This is a genomic window from Methylocystis sp. WRRC1 (assembly GCF_020733155.1).
Taxonomy (GTDB): domain Bacteria; phylum Pseudomonadota; class Alphaproteobacteria; order Rhizobiales; family Beijerinckiaceae; genus Methylocystis.
This window is the reverse complement of the sequence record NZ_JAJFZJ010000001.1, coordinates 1,059,262-1,080,455: the sequence shown is the minus strand read 5'-3', so window position 1 is coordinate 1,080,455 and position 21,194 is coordinate 1,059,262. Positions and strand designations below refer to the sequence as shown.

General features: G+C 57.3%; 18 protein-coding genes. 9 read left to right on the top strand and 9 right to left on the bottom strand.

Annotated features, from left to right (window positions below):
- Positions 1-205: 205 nt before the first annotated feature.
- Both LG047_RS05370 and LG047_RS05365 read right to left on the bottom strand, forming a co-directional pair.
- On the bottom strand, positions 206-1,309 hold the full coding sequence (locus LG047_RS05370) for a hypothetical protein (protein ID WP_227965834.1): 1,104 nt from the start codon (positions 1,307-1,309) through the stop codon (positions 206-208).
- 1,202 nt (positions 1,310-2,511) lie between these two features.
- Entirely contained in the window at positions 2,512-3,150 is a 639-nt protein-coding gene (locus LG047_RS05365; RefSeq protein WP_227965833.1) for a hypothetical protein, read from the bottom strand.
- A gap of 346 nt (positions 3,151-3,496) precedes the next feature.
- On the opposite strand from LG047_RS05365, the gene LG047_RS05360 reads away from it, so the two are divergent.
- The 3 genes from LG047_RS05360 (at position 3,497) to LG047_RS05350 (ending at position 4,779) form a co-directional block, all read left to right on the top strand.
- Positions 3,497-3,682 (top strand): hypothetical protein, encoded by a 186-nt coding sequence (locus LG047_RS05360; protein ID WP_227965832.1) that lies wholly within the window; start codon positions 3,497-3,499, stop codon positions 3,680-3,682.
- Positions 3,683-3,895: 213 nt separating this feature from the next.
- A complete protein-coding gene (locus LG047_RS05355; protein ID WP_227965831.1) occupies positions 3,896-4,066 on the top strand; it encodes a hypothetical protein in 171 nt (56 codons plus the stop codon).
- Between the two features lie 302 nt (positions 4,067-4,368).
- Positions 4,369-4,779 carry a hypothetical protein gene (locus LG047_RS05350; RefSeq protein ID WP_227965830.1) on the top strand — a complete coding sequence of 137 codons (411 nt, stop codon included), beginning with the start codon at positions 4,369-4,371 and terminating at the stop codon, positions 4,777-4,779.
- 401 nt (positions 4,780-5,180) lie between these two features.
- Here the strand turns inward: LG047_RS05350 and LG047_RS05345 are convergent, their stop codons facing one another.
- The 5 genes from LG047_RS05345 to LG047_RS05325 all read right to left on the bottom strand — a co-directional run bounded on the left by LG047_RS05345 (position 5,181) and on the right by LG047_RS05325 (position 12,380).
- Positions 5,181-6,350: a polysaccharide biosynthesis/export family protein gene (locus LG047_RS05345; protein ID WP_227965829.1), complete on the bottom strand. Its 1,170-nt coding sequence runs from the start codon at positions 6,348-6,350 to the stop codon at positions 5,181-5,183.
- Positions 6,351-7,603: 1,253 nt separating this feature from the next.
- Positions 7,604-7,921 carry a hypothetical protein gene (locus tag LG047_RS05340; RefSeq protein WP_227965828.1) on the bottom strand — a complete coding sequence of 106 codons (318 nt, stop codon included), beginning with the start codon at positions 7,919-7,921 and terminating at the stop codon, positions 7,604-7,606.
- A 41-nt stretch (positions 7,922-7,962) separates the two neighbouring features.
- Positions 7,963-8,841 (bottom strand): quinoprotein dehydrogenase-associated putative ABC transporter substrate-binding protein, encoded by an 879-nt coding sequence (locus LG047_RS05335; RefSeq protein WP_227965827.1) that lies wholly within the window; start codon positions 8,839-8,841, stop codon positions 7,963-7,965.
- A 50-nt stretch (positions 8,842-8,891) separates the two neighbouring features.
- On the bottom strand, positions 8,892-10,889 hold the full coding sequence (locus LG047_RS05330; RefSeq protein WP_227965826.1) for a PQQ-dependent dehydrogenase, methanol/ethanol family: 1,998 nt from the start codon (positions 10,887-10,889) through the stop codon (positions 8,892-8,894).
- Between the two features lie 255 nt (positions 10,890-11,144).
- Positions 11,145-12,380, bottom strand: a complete 1,236-nt coding sequence (locus LG047_RS05325; RefSeq protein WP_227965825.1) for an amidohydrolase family protein — start codon at positions 12,378-12,380, stop codon at positions 11,145-11,147.
- 1,290 nt (positions 12,381-13,670) lie between these two features.
- On the opposite strand from LG047_RS05325, the gene LG047_RS19705 reads away from it, so the two are divergent.
- Together LG047_RS19705 and LG047_RS05315 are read left to right on the top strand one after the other, a co-directional pair.
- Positions 13,671-14,069: a DUF2946 family protein gene (locus tag LG047_RS19705; RefSeq protein ID WP_370635002.1), complete on the top strand. Its 399-nt coding sequence runs from the start codon at positions 13,671-13,673 to the stop codon at positions 14,067-14,069.
- A 912-nt stretch (positions 14,070-14,981) separates the two neighbouring features.
- On the top strand, positions 14,982-15,641 hold the full coding sequence (locus tag LG047_RS05315) for a MotA/TolQ/ExbB proton channel family protein (protein ID WP_227965824.1): 660 nt from the start codon (positions 14,982-14,984) through the stop codon (positions 15,639-15,641).
- A 216-nt stretch (positions 15,642-15,857) separates the two neighbouring features.
- Here the strand turns inward: LG047_RS05315 and LG047_RS19535 are convergent, their stop codons facing one another.
- Positions 15,858-15,983 carry a hypothetical protein gene (locus LG047_RS19535; protein WP_255679538.1) on the bottom strand — a complete coding sequence of 42 codons (126 nt, stop codon included), beginning with the start codon at positions 15,981-15,983 and terminating at the stop codon, positions 15,858-15,860.
- A gap of 501 nt (positions 15,984-16,484) precedes the next feature.
- Between LG047_RS19535 and LG047_RS05310 the strand changes: the two genes are divergently transcribed.
- Positions 16,485-16,721, top strand: coding sequence for a hypothetical protein (locus LG047_RS05310; RefSeq protein WP_227965823.1), 237 nt, complete (start codon positions 16,485-16,487; stop codon positions 16,719-16,721).
- 182 nt (positions 16,722-16,903) lie between these two features.
- Here LG047_RS05310 and LG047_RS05305 read toward each other — a convergent pair whose 3' ends face one another.
- Complete coding sequence (locus tag LG047_RS05305) at positions 16,904-18,061, bottom strand: hypothetical protein (protein ID WP_227965822.1); 1,158 nt, start codon at positions 18,059-18,061, stop codon at positions 16,904-16,906.
- Between the two features lie 662 nt (positions 18,062-18,723).
- On the opposite strand from LG047_RS05305, the gene LG047_RS05300 reads away from it, so the two are divergent.
- From LG047_RS05300 to LG047_RS05290, 3 genes are all read left to right on the top strand, one after another.
- The gene (locus tag LG047_RS05300) at positions 18,724-18,861 is read left to right on the top strand and encodes a hypothetical protein (protein ID WP_227965821.1); all 138 of its coding nucleotides are present in this window, start codon (positions 18,724-18,726) and stop codon (positions 18,859-18,861) included.
- A 175-nt stretch (positions 18,862-19,036) separates the two neighbouring features.
- Positions 19,037-20,125, top strand: a complete 1,089-nt coding sequence (locus LG047_RS05295) for a sulfotransferase family protein (protein WP_227965820.1) — start codon at positions 19,037-19,039, stop codon at positions 20,123-20,125.
- Entirely contained in the window at positions 20,126-21,139 is a 1,014-nt protein-coding gene (locus LG047_RS05290; protein ID WP_227965819.1) for a methyltransferase domain-containing protein, read from the top strand. It begins immediately after the preceding gene.
- The last annotated feature ends 55 nt before the right edge of the window (positions 21,140-21,194 follow it).

Here is a 21,194-nt window from a genome sequence, read left to right as displayed (position 1 = left end):
TGAGATTGATCCGGTATTTTCCAGATCTCTCCCTCTCGGAGCGAGTAATGCGAGGAACGCCCCGAGATACATCGAAAGCATGCAGGTCGTAGGGAACGCCGCTTTTTCGGATAGCGGCGAGCAGGTTTCGTGCGGCGGCTCCCAAACCGCTGATCGCGGCGAAGGGACCATAGATATTTATGCCGAAGGGCCTTTGCAGAACTTTTTATAGGGATGCTTCGCGCTCCGCGAACAAGCGAACGCCGGGACCGTACCGGCCTTCGTGGCGCCCGGCGGCGATCCAATGTTGCCGGCATCTTTCCTGATCGAAACCCAATGCCCTGGCGATGTCGTCGTAGATCAAGGAATATTCGACGGCGTCGAAATTTCGAGTCACGACATCGTAATCAGGATTGCTGCGAACGGGTGTAATACCGTAGAGATTATCCTTGCATATCGTCGGGGTCTCATCCCGCCCCTCAGCCTTTCCACTGGAAAGCCAGTGCGCCCAACCACTTTGAACGGCGCCCCGTTCGATTGCTTGCGCACCGTCCGGATTGCACAACCGATACAATTCCTCGTCAAAGGAACCATCGCATTCTACCGGGCTTTGGTTGTTCGGCGTTTCCGTTTGCGTATTCGGCGCGGCGACCTGATTTTCTTGCGGCGCGAGCACGTTGGGGCGTGGGACGTGCGATTGAAGGGCCTTCGATTTGCAGGGGTTCGATCCTGATTCGGTATGGGTAATTGGCACGGCGGCGTCGTCTCCGTCAGGTGGTCCGATATTGTCGAATTCGGATTCAAGTAACTGAAACCGATCGAATTCAAGTCGCGCCAATCTGAACTCGCCGTTCCATGATCCGCGGAGCCTTCGCTGAACGCGGTTTGTCAGGAAATGAGCGAGTGGTTCAACATCGGCGTTTCGCGGTTCTTCACAATGTTGGACATAATCACCCGGATCGAAGGATGGATTCGCGCTTAGGTCTTGTCGCCAGCCGTTGGCGACGTAATGAGTCAGCGGATCGAGTCCGTCGAGCGCCGGAAGTTGCGACAAATAGAACTCATCGTCGAAGAGGGGATACGGATTGAAACCGTCCCTCCAGCCTCCGGTGACGAAATGGACGAGCGGGTCCCTAATGGTCCCCTGCAAGGCAGCGTGGATGCGCAGGTAATACTCTGTCGAGAAAAGCGGATGCGGCGATCTCAGCTGCCGGTGTCCTTCCCGGATGTAATGCAAAATAGTCGCATCGTCCGGCGCGATGTCGGAATTTGCCATTCGATACCAAACCGCATCGATTGGGAGATGAACGGTTTCGGCGATGTCAGACATAGGGCCAGAGCTGGCCTGCTTTCAGTTGTTTCCATGTCAACGCAAAACTTATTCAGCTGCATGTGGGTCGCCTGCAAATATGATTGCGACGCGGATCATTCCGACGTCATGTCTGCCCGGCGCAGTCGCTCAAGCGCATCTCCGGAGCCTCGGGCTTTGGCGCGCATGTCTTACATTATCGGTTACCTGTATGGCGTCGGACGACTCATGGAGCCGAGCGAGTAGATAAGTCTGCGATCGCAGCATAGCTTTCGTCGCCTCGAGTGCTTTCAGCCCGCGCACCACGAGAGCGGACGCCGTGTCGATTAATACGAATGACCGAGGCATTTGGTGGGTTTCAAGCTCGACTTCTACGACATTGCCTAACCAACTCAGAGCGCACTGTTGGATCGTCAGACCGTGTCTAGTCCGAAATGACTGCGCCAACTCAAAGGCTGGGGAGAATGTGATGATTGTGGTCGCCGCGAGGCCCATGACCAGAAATGCTACATGCCACGAGTCTGACAGTCGACATATTCGCGGTTCCTTGAATGTGACCATCGCTACATTTGCGTATTTACTTACAAGGCGTCGCTTCACGCTCGGTAGAAGCGGATCCGGGGGCGAGTCGAGGATTGGCGCTTCAATCGTTCGCCAATCGTACCCACTATTGACAGACATCGATAGCTGACGATCGTTGAACGTCATGAAAGGAGGTGGTTCGAAGTAACCTTCTTTGTTGCCTTCGTCCGACTGCGTGAGCGTAGCCGACCATTTGGCTCCCAGACTCGCAAAGATACCGGACACTGCACAGGCGCCGGTTTGTTGCATTCCCAATATGAGCACTGCATGTGGCATTCGTAAGGTTATTATCTGAGCTAATTAAAAAATACAAACTATGAGACGGAACTCGGTGTGTTGTTTGTAGCATGTTGGCAATCGACACATCGCCGGATATGATCCTGACGATGCGACGCATGCTCGGCGAGCGCAGACGACGGCAATTGGCTGTCGTGATGAATGGGGTGAGCGATTATAGGTAATTATATAGCGGCGTCGCTTATGGTGAGAGATTTCGGCATGGTTGCTGGCGGGACGAAAAGGACCCGGCGCAAGGCCGGGCCAGTCCTGCGGAACGCAGTTGCTTGGTCAATTTGTAATTGGGTGCGCCACTCGCAACATACCGACCAGCGCCGGGCCGCGCGAGGACATACGCGTCCGCTTTACTGGACCGCCCTCGAGAGGCAGGATTGCGGCCCGGTAAGTTGCACCGTGTCGACTGTAACTTCACCCTTGCCAATTGACACGCGCTGACCTGCAATGCTCGTCGCGAATTTGAGGTCAATCGTGAAGGTTCCGGGAAGCAGCTTCTGAATAGGCATGCACCATTGGTAACTAAAGACGTTATTGTGACAATCGCCGCCGCCGCCGCCGCTATTGTTGCAATTGGTGGTTCCCGCTGCGGCAGGCACATGCAACATGGTGACCCAGTTGACTGGCGAACCGTCGCTTGCGGCGAGCGTTCCCTTTAAGGATGGTCGGCAAGCAACGCCATCGATTCGGCAGCTTAGCCACAGGCTCGCTCCGCCGACGGCGCTTCCATTGCCATAGACGGTGACGAACATCGCGTTGCCCTGGCCAATGCCAACGGCGATGTTCTTGCGGTAGAAGAGCGCGCCATCCGACCCCGCTATGCCCGCGGTCAGGGCTGTGTTGAATTGGGTCCCATTAGTTTTGAAGAAGTCGGCGGACTGACGGAACAACGCGCTGCCCGCTTGCGCTTCGGAAACGGGGATTCCAGCTCCGACAGAAACCAGCAATAGTGCTCTTGCGGCATTCCTCAATCTAGCCATTCGATCCATTGCACCCTCCAGCTGTCAAGCTAATAAGAATGTAAACTAAATCCTCTGGCGCTTGTGCGCCATAAGTAGAAACCGATAGTTGCATTCGGGGCCTTCATGGGCAGGAGTGGGAGACTGTCACGCTCTTTTGAGCCGGTTTGCGTGCAGGCGTGACCGCGGCGTTCGGGCGGGTGTCATCGGGGCGTAGTGCTATATGCGCTTGTAAATTGCATTTAAGTCGGCATCGGCGTCGGCGCCATAAATTGTGGTTCGAGCTTTCCGCTAATAGATATCGCCAAATGCTGATTAGAAACCCCGGGTTTCGTGGACGCCGAGGAACGGTGCTTTGTGAGGCTGGAGATTGGTTTTGACGAGACTGATATTCAACCGGGGATTAAAGATCGCGGCGGTTTGGCTGTTAATGGAGCAAGGCCTCGCGGACACGCCGAATCTGCTCGACTATCAATTTACCGCGGAGACGCCGAACCTGAAGTCGATGGCCGATTTCACAGAGATATGGAAAGGGGGAAGGCTGGCTGTACGTGGTCGCTAGCATCGCCTGATCTCGCGACGATTGGCCGGTTAGTCGATGAAAGCCGATATGACCGTGCGGCTCGTCAGCGATGCCTTGATATTGGCGATCTGACGTGGCGCCAAGCCGGAGACGTTGCTGCATCAATCCGAGCGGGACGGCCGAATATGACCGAGCAGTTCCAGCGGTTGATGGCCTATAAGGGATTCCTTTGTTCAATGAGCTGATTCGGCAATGTTTGGGACAGTTTGGGGATCGAAAGCCTTCGCCCCGCTGGAAGACCGGCTAGGGAAGCAAGTCTACTGGACGCGCGATTACGCTCGCGCTGATGTAATCGATTACGTCGAGCGTTTCTACAACCTCTTCCGCGGGCCTTCGATTACCGGCCATGTCGGCCTGGTTTAATTTGAGAAGAAGGTGGTAGTAACTTAACTCGGTGTTCATGAGGCCGGCGGCAGGTCATTTGGGCGCTTCTTTGCCTCTGGTTGTGGTCGAGATTGCCGCAGGGTGTTTTTTCATCTAACCGTGCCGGGCCCCAGAATCACGATAAAGGGAAGTGGACGGGGCTAAAGAGCAGTGCGCGGTAATCTTCTCTATAACGTGAGAATTAGCTTTTCAGTAAACACAGGCGACATCCGCCGCATGGTAACGCATCTCCCTCTGCCCATCTCTGTGCACGTGAACATCTATTTCCGGGGGGAACGCAAATGCAAGGAATACCCTTCGTCCTGGGCTCACTTCTTTTCTGGAGTTCGGCTCAAGCTGCTTGTGTCGCGCCTTTAGGAACTTTCATCGGCGCGGTTGCGGGGCCCACTATTAATCGAGCGACAAAAGCTACCGTGGATCAAGATACGTCGTCTGTCAGCCTCACAATCAAACTGAACGGCGCCGGAACCATGACTCGGATCGGAAAGAGCGTTGCGGCAGGCAATTACGTGTTCTCTCTCAGCTTTACGACGGTGTCGTTCAATCCAGCTACCTGCATGGCAACGATAAAAACGAATGCGGGAGAAGTCTTGGAAGTCACCGCAGCGGCGTCAGCCACTATCCTAACGGGCATTGATATCACGCCGGGTCCTATCGTGCGCGTGGGCTTTGTCCGACTCGAAAAGATTTAGATCTTTTGGCGCCTTAGGTGGCCGCCATTTGCGGGTAAGGCGCTATGTGCGAGGAGCTTCACAGCTCTTCGCTTGTTTCTGGGTCTCGCGCCTTCTCTCACGCGCAATCGACGGTCATCTGTTGGTCTCTCAGTTGAACAATAGTATAACAGCGGTTCAGCATAAGCTTCATGCCATTGTGAAGCTTGTGCAATCGGGTTGTCCCTGATGCCCGTGGCCCGCCGCCGCCTGACGATCGCGCTGAAAACGCCCTGCGCCCACTGCAAATTCATTCCGACGTGAATGCGCGTACGGGGAGGCGCAAATTATCGGGCAGTTAGGGAAGGGCAAGGGCATTAGCCGATCGGCGTTGATTCAAGGCGCGACATTGGCGCTTCCGCGGCGTTCTCGTCAACTCGAACTCACTGGCCAGCGGCGCCGCCGCCCGCGCCCTGGCCGCCTCCCGCCGCCTGAGTTTTGGCGATCGCACGCACTAAGCGGGCGTTGGCCGCCGCCTGCGCTGCGCCGTTATCGCCCGTCGGCTGAAGATATCGACCCGCCAGCAAGCCTTGCTGTACGGGGTGTGAAGCCATTGATACGAGCTGCATCACTTTCGCGATCTCCGCGATCGGCGCATTTGAAACGTACAGGATATCCTTGTCGCGCATCTGGAATTTGCGCGCTGCGAGAAGCGCCGAGGGATCCCGCATGTTCAAATGGTAGGCGACGGGCGCCTCGGATTTCTTGAGCAAATTTGGCTCTATATTGGGGAATTCGCGCACGAGGCTGACGGGCTCGTAACGCAGCACGAATACTCCGTCCGGGTCGGCGCGACTGTCTTCCAGCCCGCCAGCCTTGCCTATCGCCTCCTCGAGCGTGAGCCCGCGCGCGTCGAAAGTCAGAACCGAATTGGAGCCCGTCGCGCCAGCCACCGTGAAGCTGGGCGGCGTTCGCTCGACCGTGAGAATGTCGCCCGGCCGCACGTAAACGTCTTCGGTGGGATTCGACAGGAGCGCATGGATAGGCGCCCGCGCCGTTCGGTCGCCGCGCGTCAGGCTGACATAGGTCTCATGGACGGGCGAATTATAGCCGCCCGCCGCAGCGATGACGTCCATTATCCGTTCACCTCGCTGTGAAATCGGCACGCGCGCGCCGTTGGCGACCTCGCCGGTCACCGTTACGGTGTTGCTTAGGTTGTTGGCGACGGTGACGAGGGCCTGTGGTTCGATCGCCTTGCCGCGAAGCCGTTCGATGATTGCCGCCTCTGCCTGGCGCGAGGTCATGCCCGCGATTCGAATCGAACCGGCATAGGGAACATTCACGGAGCCATCGCGGCGCACCACCTGGTCTGGAATGTTGGCGGCGCGCGCGCCGGAATTCATCGAACCGGCGTCAGCGGCCGAGAAAAGTCCACCCCCGGCGGCCTCCCAAACCGTGATCTTTACTGTGTCGCCAGCGCCGATGACCGGCGAGGCAGGCGGTCGATAGTCGCCGAAAAGCCCGCGCAGTGTCGGCGGCGCGCGGCGCGCGAGTATGGCGAGGGATAGTCCGTTGATTTCAACGAATGCGAAAGGCGGCCGGCCTTCCTCCACGGGCGAATAAACACTTTTGACGAAGGCGTCTCGCGTTGGGCCGCTCGCCGGCGTTAAGCCGCAACCGGCAAGAATCGACGCTAAGGTGACAACGGCGAGACCGTTAAGCCGAGATAGACCTGCGTCGACCAAATTCGCTCCAATAATAACGCCGAACTCTCAAGCGACTGCCTGCCATTATAATGGGCGGCGTCCTTTTTCATACTCTTGCGCTCTCCAGACCATGCGGCAAAAGCACATCATTTTTAGACTGTTGCATAACCGCCACGATCCGATGTCACCGCCGATGTCTCTGAGGCCGCCAAATTCCGCGGCGATCGCCAAGACGGCCGGGGCGCATTGGCGCTATGCGTCGCGTCCGGGTGAGAGGCGTTCAAACCTTACAGGCATGTTTCGGACTTCCGTCGAGGCGCCGCAGCGGGGTGTCTCGCCTGTGGGTTGTGGATGAAGTCGGGCTCCAGATCACCTCGTTGCGCGGATCAGGATCGGAGCGTTTGCCGCCGGCTCCGCGATCGACCTCGACCCGGAAAGAAGTCGCGCAAATCCCCGACGCGTTCCTGGCAAGAAATCTTGCCGGGGATTTGCTGTCTTCAACAGCCGCTGAACCCGGATGTCGGGCCGCAGTGGCTGATAAAGACACGTATATTTAACAAATCCCGCCGCCAATCATTTTTCCCTGTTGTTGCTGGATTGTTTCATGGCTCCGCGACCGGCATGGTGAAGCGGATGGTTGCGCCATCGAGCTAGCGCCATAGGCGTGACGGTCGTGGAACATGCGAAAGCGGCCGAAATTGCGTCGCTTGCCGAAAATGGCAGTGATTGCGATGGGGCGATCGCCGACGCAGTATCCCTCAAGACGAAAGCCGTCTTTGCCAATGTTGAAAACTCGGGAAGCTTCGACTCCCGAGCTTGTCTACGCGTGCCCCGCTTCCTCCGGCTCACGAGGCATGGGGAACAAGTCCATGACCCGCCGGAGCCGGGGTAATTGGTTACTTTCTATGGCGCCGCGGCGGAAGACGAACCGGAAAAAATCCGGGAAAGTCGCCCGCGAACTCGGTGGTGGAGCATTGGCGCTTCTCGACCACGGGCCGTTCTAAAATCTATCGGGACCGTGAGCGCTGAAGCGCCGCGTTCGAGCGCATGAATTGCGGCACCTGGGTCGGAGCGCGTCAACAGCGGCGGACTTGTCCTCGCGCGCATGGAAGTAGCCACGCCGGAGTAGATTCGGCGAATTTGTATTTACCGAATTTGCTCTAATGTGGTCTCCACCAATCGAACCATTTTGGCTCCCTGAGAGTGCCGATAGTCGCCAGATAGGCGGCGATATTGGCGGCCACTGTGGCGTTCGCCAGGGTGGAGAACGACCGCATCCCGCTGCTTACACTGCTCCCGTTTATTCCCGCCAATACGCTGTAGTAATCTGCGCGCTGGACATTTGGCCCCATTCCTCCGCGCGCGTTATTGCCGTGGCAACCATAGCAGTTGAGTTTCAACCAGGCTCTGCGGCCCTCGGTAATCTGATCGGCGTCAGCGACCGTCATCAGGCAGATGGAAGCGACGGAAAATGCCATGACATGTCTCCATAGGCGCATCTTTTGGCTCCCTTTTTTCGTCATTGAACAGATGGTTTGATCTCCGGGCCGAAACTCCCCGGCACGGAACTCTGATCAATCGTCGGGATTCCGGCGTCGTTCAGTATGACGGCTATTTTTTCCTGATTTCGGTCGAGCGCGCTTTGTAATTTGTCACGAAGAACTGCAGCATCCTTGCGCACGCCGATCGCCATCGGATACGCGAACATCAGGTCCCGCGACTGCGAATCCTGCAAGATTGGTTTGATCGCGAGACGATCTCCGAATTTTCTCCCGAAATAGCCCGCAAATGGCCCCCATACAAAGGCGATATCGATGCGACTATCGGCGACCGCTTCTATTATTTGCCCCTGAGGATTCGCGCTGTTGTCCTCGGCCCACATCGGAAACGGCGTGATATGCTCATTGAATCCCCTTCGCGAGATTGCTACCGCCGGGGGCGTCGTCACGCCCTCGTTGCCAACCAATTGCAGGCCAATCCGCGCGTCCTTGAGCCATGCGTCGTCAAATGACGAGAAGCCTCGACTGTCATCGGCGCGCATGACTGCAACATAAGTCGAGGTGAAATAGGGTCGCGTTGTGGTGACCATCGTCAGCGCCGAGGGCACGCTGATCACGACGTCGCACAGGCCGGCCGAAAGGGTGCGGCGTAAAAAATTCTTGTGTTCCGCAAACCAGAAATACTGCAAATTCTTGCCGAGATCGGCAGCCAGCAGCTGGGCTATTTTGTTTTCAAAACCCTCGCCTGCCTGATTTGAATAAGGGAGATTCCCCGGGTCCGCGCAAACAACGAAATTCGGCGCTTCGCCATCCTGCGCCGACGCCTTCTCCATCGACCCGACCGTCAGGGCGAGGATTGCGAAGACCAACCGGCGTCGCACATGGATTTTCTCACGCATCCTCGCCCCCGTCCTGACCAAACCTCATTGGATCGAGTAATCCGCTCGCCTCAAGGCAGTTTGAAAACGTGCACATAACCGCTCGTGGCGGCGACGCGCTCGGATTGCGGTTCATTCGCTCCAAGATCAACGGAAGCGCCCGCCAATGCCGGACCTGCGGTCGAGAATGTCGTTCCTGCAGGGCATGGTCCGCCGACAAATCCGCCATTGAGGAAGCCTATCCCCGTCGTTATAGCCACGCGCTGTTTCCCGTCCGGGCCCTTGAAAGTGATGGGCGCGGAGGCGATGCCGCATTCGAGTTGCTTTGAAAGCAGAAGACGTCCGGTCCTGGCGTCGATCGCCTTGAATTTTTTGTCGAGGGTACCGTAGAAGACAACGCCGCCAGCAGTGGCAAGCGCGCCCCCGAAGACGGCGTAAGGCTCCCGGATCGCCCAGGCTCGAACGCCTCTGACGGGATCGAAGGCGACGAATTCGCCCATGTTTCCGCCGGGCCCCGGCGAAATAGCCAGATTTGCTCCAATCATCGGTGTGCCGGCAATATAGGTAACCTTGAAAGCCTCGTAACTCATGCACATGTTGTGTGCGCCAAAATAGAACAGTTTGGTGAGGGGGGAAAAAGCGGAATATTCCCAGTCTTTGGCGCCGATCGCGGACGGGCAAATGTTGTTGGTGACGACGCCTTCATGGGTAAGTTTGTTCGCAGCCACCCTTGGGAGGCCGGTGGTCAGATCAATACCGCTCGCCCAATTGACGAAGCTGAATGATTTTGCGCTGATCAGCGCGCCAGTGGCGCGATCGAGCGTGTAAGCAAAACCATTCTTGTCGAAATGAACGATGACTTTGCGAACGACGCCGTTGACGGTCAGGTCGACCACTGTATTTTCGTTGACGGCGTCATAGTCCCAGCTGTCGTGCGGCACCAACTGATACGCCCAGGCTGCTTTGCCCGTATCGGGATTACGCGCAAATATGGTTGCGCCCCATTTGTTGTCTCCGGGCCGCATGTCAGGATTGAATGTGCCGGGCTGCGAGGTTCCGTAGAAAATAAGGTTCAACGTCGGATCATAAGTGATCCACGCCCAGGAGGTGGCTCCGCCGTGACGCCACATATTCGTGGGCCATGTCGAGACGCCCAGGTTTGCGCCCCGATCCTTCGCGAAATACGGGCGGAATGTCGAGTCGATCAAAACGTCGGTGTCCGGCCCCGTCGCGTACGCCCGCCAAACCAGTCGTCCCGTGTTTATATTGAGCGCACGCACGGACCCCCGGACCCCCATCTCCGATCCGGAGCTACCAAAGATTACCTTGTCCCGGACAACGATCGGAGCGGTGTTGAGGGTCTCGCCAAGCCATGGATCGGCTACCTTGGTGCGCCAGACTTGTGTTCCGGTTCTTGCATTGACCGCGACGACATTGCCGTCGAGGAGCGTATAGATAACGAGCCCGTTGGCATAAACCGGTCCGCGATTGACGATATCGCAGCAGGTGAGTCCCTGTGAAAACCCTGCCGGGTTCGGATTGAAAGTCCACAACGCCGTTCCTGGCCTCGACAAGCTCAGAGCGATGAGCTTGTTGGGGAAGGGCGTCACTATATACATCACATTGCCGACCACGAGCGGACTGCCCTGGTGACTGCCCTTGGTTCCGGTCGGGTATGAAAATTCTTCGACGAGCTTTCCGGCGTTGAGCGGCGTAATATCGGTCAAGCCGCTGAATCTGGTGCCCTGCGGTGTGCCGCCCGCCGTCGTCCACCCCGCGCCCGTCTGAGGGAACGCCCGTTCGGCGGAGGCGCTCTCGACAGCCATGTTCTCGTCGCCGAGCTCGATCACATCCATGTCTTCGGCGCGGACCGGCGCTGCGAGAAGCGCCATGGCGATTGGAGCGAACAGGAACGATCGCAGGAAGCGAGCCTCGTTCAATGGCTTCGGAGCGCTTGAAAGTCCGATCTTTCTGGCAGCTTTGTTATTCATCGAATCAGCCTCCAAATTCACGAAATTTGCCTGGCGGCTCGACGGCGCGTCCGAAGGCGTCGGCGTCGGATGGCGCATTCAGGAGCGCGAAGTCTTTCGGCGATGAAATGCGCCCGGGCTGCATCCCGGTTTATTTCGACAAGGCGGAAGCGGCGCCGCGCACGCTACAGCCTATATGATCGAGGTCGCAGGCGATCTTCCGCAGGACCGATGTCTGTACGCCGGCCTCTTCCCGGGCTCGCGCCGGGAAGAGGCCGGCTCAGTTACATTTGCCGGTTCAGAGCACGGCTGACCGCCGTGTTCGAACTTCAGGCCGCCGCGTGACGCCGGAGATCATTCTCCCATTGCGCGCTCGATGACCACCTTTCCGCCTGAAACGACGAGTCGCGGAAATTCGAGCTCCTTGAAGTTCTGTCGCGGGTCGCTGCCGATCACGACGATGTCGGCGGGAGCTCCAACCACCAGCTGACCGAGCTTCGGCTCGGTGGTTTCCTTGCCGAGATACAAATATTTTCCCGGCTCGCTGGTGGCTGAGGCCAGAGCAAGAGCCATCGCCTGATCCCACGTCCTGCCGGCGTGCGTCCATGCGTGGACGATGTGGTGAATTTCTTGCGCGTCGATGCCGTGCGGGATATCGGGATGTCCGAGATCTGTGCCGTAGAAGAGCCTGGCTCCCATTTCGACCGCGTGTCCTGCGTTATGGGCTGACCCACTGCAGGACACCAGCGTGTCCAGCGTGCCGTCGATCGGCAGACGCCGATCGGCAGCGCGGTGCCATTGTCCGTGGTCGAGAAAGTCGCACGGCATATGCGCCCATTCGTCCACGCCCGCATCGAGCGCTCGTCTCGCGCCCTCGGTCGTGCCGAGATAGGCCACAACCCGCTTTTTGAGCCTGTGCGCTTCCGTAACGACGGCTCTGAGTTCGGCGTTGGTCAATGTCGGCCACGGGGGCGGCGTGGTCGCGTTGTGGGACGTCCATGGCGCCCCGATTTCACCGCCCGGCTCGAGTGAAACCGCGATGACGCTCGCGCCCTTGGCGACAAGCTCGCGCACCTTGTTCACGGCCGCGGCGGCGCCGCTTACTTCGACGCCGGAACCGGGGAACACCGGCATCGGATAGCCGCCCCTCGCGGTAATGATCGGCCCCGAGAGAATTTGGCGGAGCTGGTAAGGCTTGTCGAGCATGACCGGCGTCACCGGACCGCCGAGGTCTCGCGCCGTTGTCACGCCATGTTCCAGCAGCCGCAGCGCAGGCGCCTTGTTCACGAGGTGATGGGTGTGCATGTCGATGAAGCCGGGCAGAATTGTTCCGCCGGGAACATTCACGACGCGGGTTCCGAAAGGCACGGCCATGCCGGCGGAGCCGATCGCAGCAATTCTGCCATTCTCGACGAGTACAGCCTTTCCTGTTCCGGGCGCGAAATTCGCGCCGTCGAACAGTTTGTCCGCGGTAATAAGCAAGGATTGCTTGTGTTGGGCTGCGGCCGGCTGAGCCGCGAGACCAATTGCGAAGCCGACCATCATCGTCGTGGTCGAAATTACTGTCTTAATGTCGAATTTTTTGGGCATGAGTCTCCCCTCTAGACAAGCCGCTCCAGCCGCCGGGGCCCACTGGGACTGGCGTTGCGCGAATTTCAAGTCGTTCGTTTTCTTGAGATTTATGTTTGCGTGTCGCCAAGTGGCTCATCCCGAGGACGAGCGCGATGCTCCTGGCTCGTTCTTACGCAAATGGAGGGGATTGCGCTGACCAGCTACTCCCCCATCCCGCATGGCGAGAGGGGAATGGCCCGGCTCTCACATCGTCAAGGAATGTGGAGCTGGCTTCTGGAAAATGAAAATCAATAACGACCGCGAGGAAGATGGCCGTCAGAAAGCTATCGTCCGAGGCGGCGCCTGAACATAAAGCGCAGCACTCCGAGGGATCATGATCCGCGGGTAAAGGCGCGTTTTCGCCGGCGTCTCCGGCGCATTTCATGAAAGAGCCGTGAACGAGCGCAGGACGTTGCGACGCGTCGCCATAGGCGCCAAGCGCCATTGGGACTTTCAGAAGCCCCAGGCTGTGAATGACGAAGAGACAGGCGAGAATCGCCCGCGTAGCCCTCGTCAAAGACCTCACGTCCATTGCGCCGATATTCCTGATGACTACCGTGTAACAATCCAGTCTGACAGGCTTCGTTGTCACTTAGGTGGAGAGCATCTCTCCACATTTTCGTCGAAATAATATACAAAGAAAAAAGCCGCCACGCAATAAAGATGGGCTGCTCCAGGCTCGAACGCGCGAAGCAAATTGGTCCGTAAAACTCGCCGCCGACTGGCGGGCGCGGCCCATCCTCCTGATATCGCGCATCATTTCCCTGCATCAATAAACCTTTGGCCCATCAGCGCGTCTGCAACCGCGGCCGCCTATCCTGCGGGTCCGCCCGGATTGTCGCGGCCGAGTGGAAACAAGACGTCGCCTGTTTCGATCGCGGTCGTCAATCTTCTGAGGGCGCTACATTGTTGCGCAAGACAGGATGAAGCCCTCGACGCGCCGCACGGCTTGCCGCCTGAATCTTGGGTCGTTCTCCGCGATCAGATCTCCCGCATGCTCGTCGAGCCCATTCTTTCCAATTCGAACCGCGTGCGCCGCGCCGGGGTTAGCCTATCTTGAAATGAGCGGCATGAGGCCGAAAAAGAAGCGCGTCGGACATTGTGATGGCTGCGACGTGATAGACATTATACTTGTGGGTTCGCTAAAATGCCTGAGCTGTCACGGTTTCCGCGGGGTTCTGGCCCATTCCGACCATGGCGGCGGAATGCGCCGGCTTGACCACTTTTTCAAGAGCCCCTAGCGTTCGGTAGTTTCGAGGGAAGGTAGCCGTGACTCTAAACGGGCGAGGGGCGGGGCCTTTGGCGAGCAGCGTGCGAGCGCTCGTAGCGTATCTCGTTATCTTGCAAATTGTCCTCGCGCCTTTTGCGGTCGCCTCGGCGTATGAGCAATTGTCAGATTCAGCCAGCGTGATCTGTGCTGGACAGACCAAGTCGGGCAAACACGGTCAGTCGCCGCCCGCGCCGGTGAATGGATCGCATCGCGATCGATGTTGCGTCTCTCTTTGCAATGCTTTTTTCGGGCTGGCGGCTCGAGGCGCGTTGCTCGTCCGATTGAGTTTTCGGGCTGACGAAGACAATCTTCAGACAATCTCCTTTTCTTCTGATCGGCGCAGGAATCCTGCAAGCGCGCCCCAGGCCCCAAGAGCGCCTCCGGCTTTCACGGCTTGATTCACGCCCGTTAACGCTGATGGTCCCGCGCGGACCTCGATAACGGCTGAACGCGCAAAATACCCATGATCATCTATCAATATAGCCTTTGCATCAAAGGCGCACGACGACCAAAGAGTGGTTCGATGACCGTTTCTGCAATCGACACCGAGATGAGACATCGACAGAACGAACTGGCGGGAAATCCAGTTCTCAGACCGAACTGGCTTCACCCGCTCTCCGCGACTGCGGTCATCGCAGCACATATCGCCTTCTTTGTTTCATTCATGTTTTGGGCGAGGCCGCAGGTCGCAGCGATTGGCCCGATCGACGCGCAGCTTGTGCGCGAAGGCGATTTCTTCGACGCGGAGGCGGTATCGGAAGCCGACGTCCATGCCGATGATCCGTCATTATCGGAAATTGTAGAGGAACCGGAACTTGCCTTGCCGCCGCCTTTGATCATGACGCCGGAAGCGGAGCCGTTGCCCGCCAGGACAGAGTCATCCGAGCAAGCCAAGAAAAATGAAAAGGATGAAAAGAAGCGCGCAGAGCGGCGTGACGTCGAGTCCGCCAACGAACGTCGGGAGGCTCAGGCTCGGCGACGCGCGGGGGCGCCTGGAGGACGCGGGCAGGGTTCCGGGGGGTCAGCTGCGACATGCCTTGCCCATGTCGCCGCCTCGCTTCGTCGAAATATGCCCGCTTCGACGAGCCTGGGTCCGGGAACCGCCTATGTGACATTTCACGTCAATGCTGGAGGCGGCATATCCGGCGTTTCAGTTTCGGCGTCGACGTCTGCTCACGCAGCTCTCGCGCGCCGCATTGTGGCCGCCTCGCGCGGGCCGGCCAGTTGCGGCGCCACCTTTGTGAGTCAGCATATTACATTCCAGTAATCCCGATTTCTGTTGCTGCAACCATCGGGAAGGAGAGCAATCGATGGACATTTCCTCAATTTCGCCAGTCGGCATGTTCATGAATGCGGGAGTCGTGAGCAAGGTTGTCATGGCTCTTCTGCTTGTTGCGTCCGTATGGACATGGGTTCTTATTATCGACGGCGTATTTGTCGTATTTCGCATTTCCAGGGCGATTGACTCGGCTCGCAGCGGCGGTCCGGAGGGCGTGCTTTGGCCTATCACCAGCGCCGGAATGAAAGCCCTGGATGTCAGGGTTCCGGATGAAACTGCGTTGGAAAAACGAGAGCGGGTTTTTCAACATATGAATCGCGCGGCGCGCGAGTTCATGACGATAGCGAAGGGAGGGCTTCCGAATTTGGCTATCGTTTCGTCGGTGGGACCTTTCGTTGGCCTGTTTGGCACTGTCTGGGGTATTATTTCGAGTTTCTCCGGAATAGCCCAAACGCAGGATACGAGTCTCGCTGTCGTCGCTCCGGGAATCGCGGAGGCGCTTGCCGCCACCGCCTATGGACTCGCCGCGGCAATTCCTGCTGCAATTGGCTATAATCGCATCGGAGCGGCTTTTTCCCGGCTTAATGAGGAAATCGGGCAATATATAAAAGCCGAGGCGAACATTTTGGGCTCGGGATCCAACAATTTTGATGGAGGCGCGATTCAAGCTCCCGAGCGAGGGACGCTCTGATTTGTGATCCTTTCTCGCGGAGCAATAGTCGGATGTCCCGGATTGCGGGGTGCTTCCCACTGCACAGGGCGTCTGGCGCATCGACGATCGTTGTGGCGTTCGCGGGAACCAGCAAGATGTCTTCAAAGGTCGAGCGCACGATGTTCGTCAGCCGCCATGCCTCGGCCGCGCTGCGCCGCCATGGCTTTCAGCAACGGATGTATCCCGGCGCGCTTTTCAACGCTCCTTCAGGAACGCCAATTCCAGCGTCTGCTGGTCCACGAGACGCTTGAGCGCTTCGATCCGCGACCCGTGTGTGTTCGGATCGCTTGTGGCTGACGCCGTGGGGCTTCGTCCGACCATGAGGTCTCTCGCCGGCCAGATATTCCGGGGGTGGCCTCGAGCTTGAATTCGACGCTTTGGCCGCGGCGCCTCGTCATGGAGGATCTTCCCTCGAAAACCCGGTTTGTAAAAAAAATGGCGAGCTCGCCTCTGCATGGCGTCAGTTGCATAGTTCAAAAATGCACTCTGTAGTGTTTTTACGGCCCGCCACATGGGATCCTCGTGCAGGGTCGATGTCTGACCCGCAAAAGCAGGAACGTCGAACGCTCATCCCAAAGTGGTTCTTTTGGCGGATTTGAGGAACTTAATCGGCCAGGCGCGACCTGCAGAGACACAATACGTGTTGCTATTACACATGAAATGGTGCATAAATCACTGCGTGGCAGTCGCCGGGCTGGCGGCCGTCAGCTGAAATGTCTGCTTCGTTAGACTGGGCGAGAAAATCACGAACCCATCAGGGGAATGTGTCACGCGCGTCTGGAATGATTGGAGCAAATGAACTGCGGAAGTCGGCATATCGACATGGAAACGATGGACAGCAGGCATATAAGCGCGTTGATGGCTGGCAATACAGCCTTGTTGTCGCAGCTTTGCGAATTTCTGATCGAAAAAGGAATAATTGACAGAACCGAGCTTCGGGACAGATTGTATAATTTGCTTACCGAAGCAAATATTCATGGCGCGGCGGCCGGCGCGGCGACGAAACATTTGATTGCAATTATAGAATCCGGGGACGAGAACGTCCGATTGGAACAGTGAAGGCCCTGATCGGAGACCGCGTCCATTTTCGGATCGCACAGGCATATTTGCTCGCTATGTCCCATGACTGATCGATGACGCGACCTCGGAAACTGGGTTTCCTCCACACAGCTTCGGGCGGTCGCCTATCGTGGGCGGAAACTTTCTCTGATGATGCGAGAACAAACTGCCCGGCGCGCGCGTCATTCGCGCGGGGCGGGCGCATCCGAACGGACGCTCCAGCTGCCGCGGTATACCGCGCCGCCATAGACCGGGCAGAATGGGTGCGGATGGGCGAGACAATTCGAAGGCGTCATGTCCGTCCAGTAGAATTCCACGCTCTGCCCAGCGTTCGGGGCGTCCAGATTCCCCCATCGATCTGTCAACCAATAAGGCTGAGCATAGGACCTCGATGAGCCATTGTCGCTCAGGCCAAGCGCGAATTCGGACGTCAGACGGAGGTCGCTGACGCCGCCAGGACCCATGACATTCAGATTTTGGGTGTATTGAGCGCAGATGTCCTGACGTTTTCTTACGTAACAGCCATACATTGCCACCCATCTGTCAAGGTTCTTCGCCTTCGCCAGCCGAACCATCCGCAAGCCGATTGCCGGAATGACGATCTTTTGTGGCGACCAACCGTCCTTGCTCACATCCACGCTGGTGCGAAGATAGAGATTGATGCTTTCTCCTTCCGGTCCGTAATCGAAATAGAAGAAATGATAGAGGCCGTTCACGAAGGAGATCGAGCCTATCAGGCCCTGAGTGTGACCGAGGCGACGCGCCGAATTGCTGCGAATGACGGCGCCGGACGAGTCCCGCAGCGGCGCGGGGCGCACATCGGGGGAAAAGGGCGTCCATCCGCTATCTGTCTTGAGATCGAAGGAAACGAAATCCGTTGTCCGCGCCTCGAGTAGATAGTGCCGCCAGTGTCCGCTCGCGTGATCCCGAAGCTGTTCGTCATCGTTGACGCCCAAAAAGAATACATAGAAATAAGGGTCATTGCGCAGGCCTGAAATCGCGATCGGATTCGCTGCGCCGCCCACGCCGTTCGACGCTATCAGCGATCCCGGATCCTTGTCGGTTCCCCATAGGCGGAACTCGTGCGGCGGCATTATGAAAGCATATTTCCCCCGGTGAACGCCCGCCTTTACGGCGTCGCCCGTCCTGTATTTCGTCATGGGCTCGGAGTGATAGATCGTATAGTAATTATCTTCGTCGCGAATCGTTTGAACGCTGTAGGCGACTTCGTTTTCGGGCGTGTTATAGAAAACGGATTCATCATTATTATAACAGACATGGACTTCGTTGCTCTCGAAGCAGCGGGCCGCCGCTGATACCGCCGGGTTTACCAGGAGCATTATGACAAGGATCCACGGATCTTGGGGATTGCGTCTGCAAGACATGTTCAAGCGCGTCCGAACGAGGCTGGCCGTCAAAGTAAATTGCGTAACGCAATTCAATGGTTAATAAAACCTATATGGGTGGCGGAAGTTTGAGCGTTCGGCTTTTATGTCGAAGGCTTTGCTGTCCGGCGGCATGAGGCGGCTTACATCGGTATTTGGTCGCCGCACTGTGGGTTCTTCCCACAAGGCGCCTCATGATAATTTTAGCGGGCCTCGACCATAAAGTATCGTCAGAAACATGTCGCGACTGCGTAGATGCCGGAGCTTTGCAATTGTCCACATGAGGGTCATATGCCTATAGCATATTATATTACATCGTGAATATCATATTTCGATTGCACGACGAAGTCGCTCCTGACCTTGCAGTGATTGCCAAGGTTGACTTGCATAGAGATGTACACAAGAAAGTAAGCGCCAGTGAACGGAAGGGGTAATTCGCCACGAACTCCCAATATGGCTGTTTTGAACCACAAGCCTGGCGGCCGAACGCGCGAGCGTCGCACAGATGAACAAGGAGCCGGTAGCTTTGAAGCAAGGCGGTTTCCGGATAACCGAGAACTGCGATTTGCGGCGCCATCCCGCGACCCGACGGCGCGCCCGCTGCGCGCGGAGGTCACATGCCGCTCTTCGACGCGGATGATTATCTTGAGAAATGCCCAGACGCCCGGGACAAGCGTGTCGATCTTTATGCACAGCACCTTCGCTTTGGCTTGGGCGAAGGGCGGGATCCTCATCCGCTGTTTTTATCAAGTTGACACGAGGGGTGACGATCAAAATTGGAACTGCAAGTCCTCGGCTTTCTCCAACATTATCTGGAGTCGGCGAAACGCGAAAAATAGGCTTAGTGATCTTTATGGAATTCTTTAATGCATTCGACGGCCTACGGCTGTGCTTGCCGGATTTCGTTGACGCATGATGCGAGGAGAATTGATGTCGAGTGTCAATCAAACGGAAGGGGCCGTGGATTATGTCTCGGCGAAAGAGATTGTCGGCTGGATTATAAGTCCCGACAGGGACGACGCCCTTGAAACGGTCTTCGTCGAAACTGACCGGATGCAGAGACTGGAGTTCAAGGCGATCGTCTTTCGGCGCGATATTGCAGATTTGTTCGGAAGAACAGAAAAATTCGGCTTTGCCATCCCTTTAGCTACGCTGAGCTACGACGCCGAGATTCGCGTTACCGATCGCAGCGGCAAGACGCTGCAAGACGGCGTAATACGAATGGCCGCGCCGTCAGGACCGCAACCCCGGCGTGGGGGCGGTTGCCGGGTCTTTCTCCACATACAGAAGACGGCGGGAACCGCGCTCTCCGTCGCGATCCAGAAGCAACTGACCCTGAGTGAGACTTGTCTTTTCTATCAAGGCCATTTCGCGGGTCTCAACTGGGAGCAAGCGAATTCCCTCCCTGAATATCAATGTCTCGCGTTCAGACAACTCATTGGGCACAGCTTTTTTGGGCTCGACGGATTTCTCAGACAGCCGACGCGATACTTCACCTTCGTTCGGGAGCCCATCGCACGGGTAAGATCACATTACTGGCATTATCGAACCAACGGAGTCCATGCGCTCACAATCGACGGCAGGTCCGTTCCCCTGCATGAAATCGTCAATGAAGGCCTTTGCGACGAGTTTGAAAATTTGCAGACACGGATGATCGCGGGCGTGGGAACAAATATGGTCCCGCTCGGGTCCATGTCCGATTATGTGCTCGAGCTTGCCTTGAGCAATATCGACCGCTCCTTCGACTTTGTCGGCATGACCGAAAATATTGATGTGCATGCCAGGATCATGTTCGAGAAGATGGGGCTCGAGCCGGTTTCGATCGGACGCGAAAATGTAACCGACAGTCGACGTGTCGATTTGAGCGACCAGGACTATCGCCGCATCGACTGGGAGAAGGTGCGCGAGGTCAACAGATATGATCTTGAACTCTATCGTTGCGTCGCCGCACGTTATCAGGATACCGAAAGTGGCGCGCGTTCGGCCCCGGGACACACTGGTTTCGAAAAGGGGGAATAGATGCATCAGCATGGTTTCCTGGACGTCTGCCTGCAGTCTCACGTCGCAGGGTGGGCGACGGAAAACGGCGGGCCGGCCACGCTGGAAATCTTCGTCAACGACGAGATGATCGCCACGATCAAATGCGCATTGCGACGCCCTGAGCTGGTGCAATTCAACATTCCGGCAGACGCTGGATTCATTTTCCACTTTCCATCGCCGCTCCATTCGAACGATGAGGTTTCAGTTCGGTTCGGCAATGGAAAGCATCTCGAAAACTCTCCGACGCGTCAGCATCGGCGACATCTCGAGCAAATGTTATACGGTATCGCTGGCAGGGCCGGACTCGAGTTCGGCGCGCTCGATCGCCCCACCGTCTCGCGCGACCACCATGACGTCTCATTTGTCGATCATGCGGATCACGACCAACTCGTCGCGAAATATAGCCACGCGAATGATCCTGGTCTCGTTGACCCCTCGCATATCGTTCATGTCGATTATGTCTGGGCGTCCGGGGCTTTGGACAAGGTTGTCGGGGGGCGACGTTTCGCTTGGGCGCTCGCTTCGGGAGTGATCGAACATGTGGCTGACCCGATTGGCTGGCTGGCGGAGATCGCGAGCGTCATCGAGCCCGGCGGCCGCATAAATCTCGCGATTCCGGAACAATCCCTTACGTTCGATCATGGACGCCGTGCGACGACGCTCGCGGAACTGCTCGAGGATCATCGCCGGCGTTTGCAGAAGCCTAGCTTCCGACAGATCTTCGATCATATTGTCGGCGTATCCCCCGTCGGCGCTCCGATCGAAAGTCTGTCCTCGCGACCTGATGGGATAAAGCAAGCCTATGCGGTGGCGGAAACCGCCGAACGTGACGGGCTTTATGTCGATGTCCACGCTCATGTGTGGACCCATGATTCTTGGCGGGAGACATGGGGCGCAATTGAATCGCTTGAACTCGCTCCGCTGCGGCTGGATCGCATGTTTGAGCCGCTTCCCGAAACCGCGATGTTTGTCGTTTCGCTGGTTCGGCGGTGAGGACAGCTTCATCTTCAACCGCGTCACGATCAGTCTTCGCGTATTTTCCCGCAAA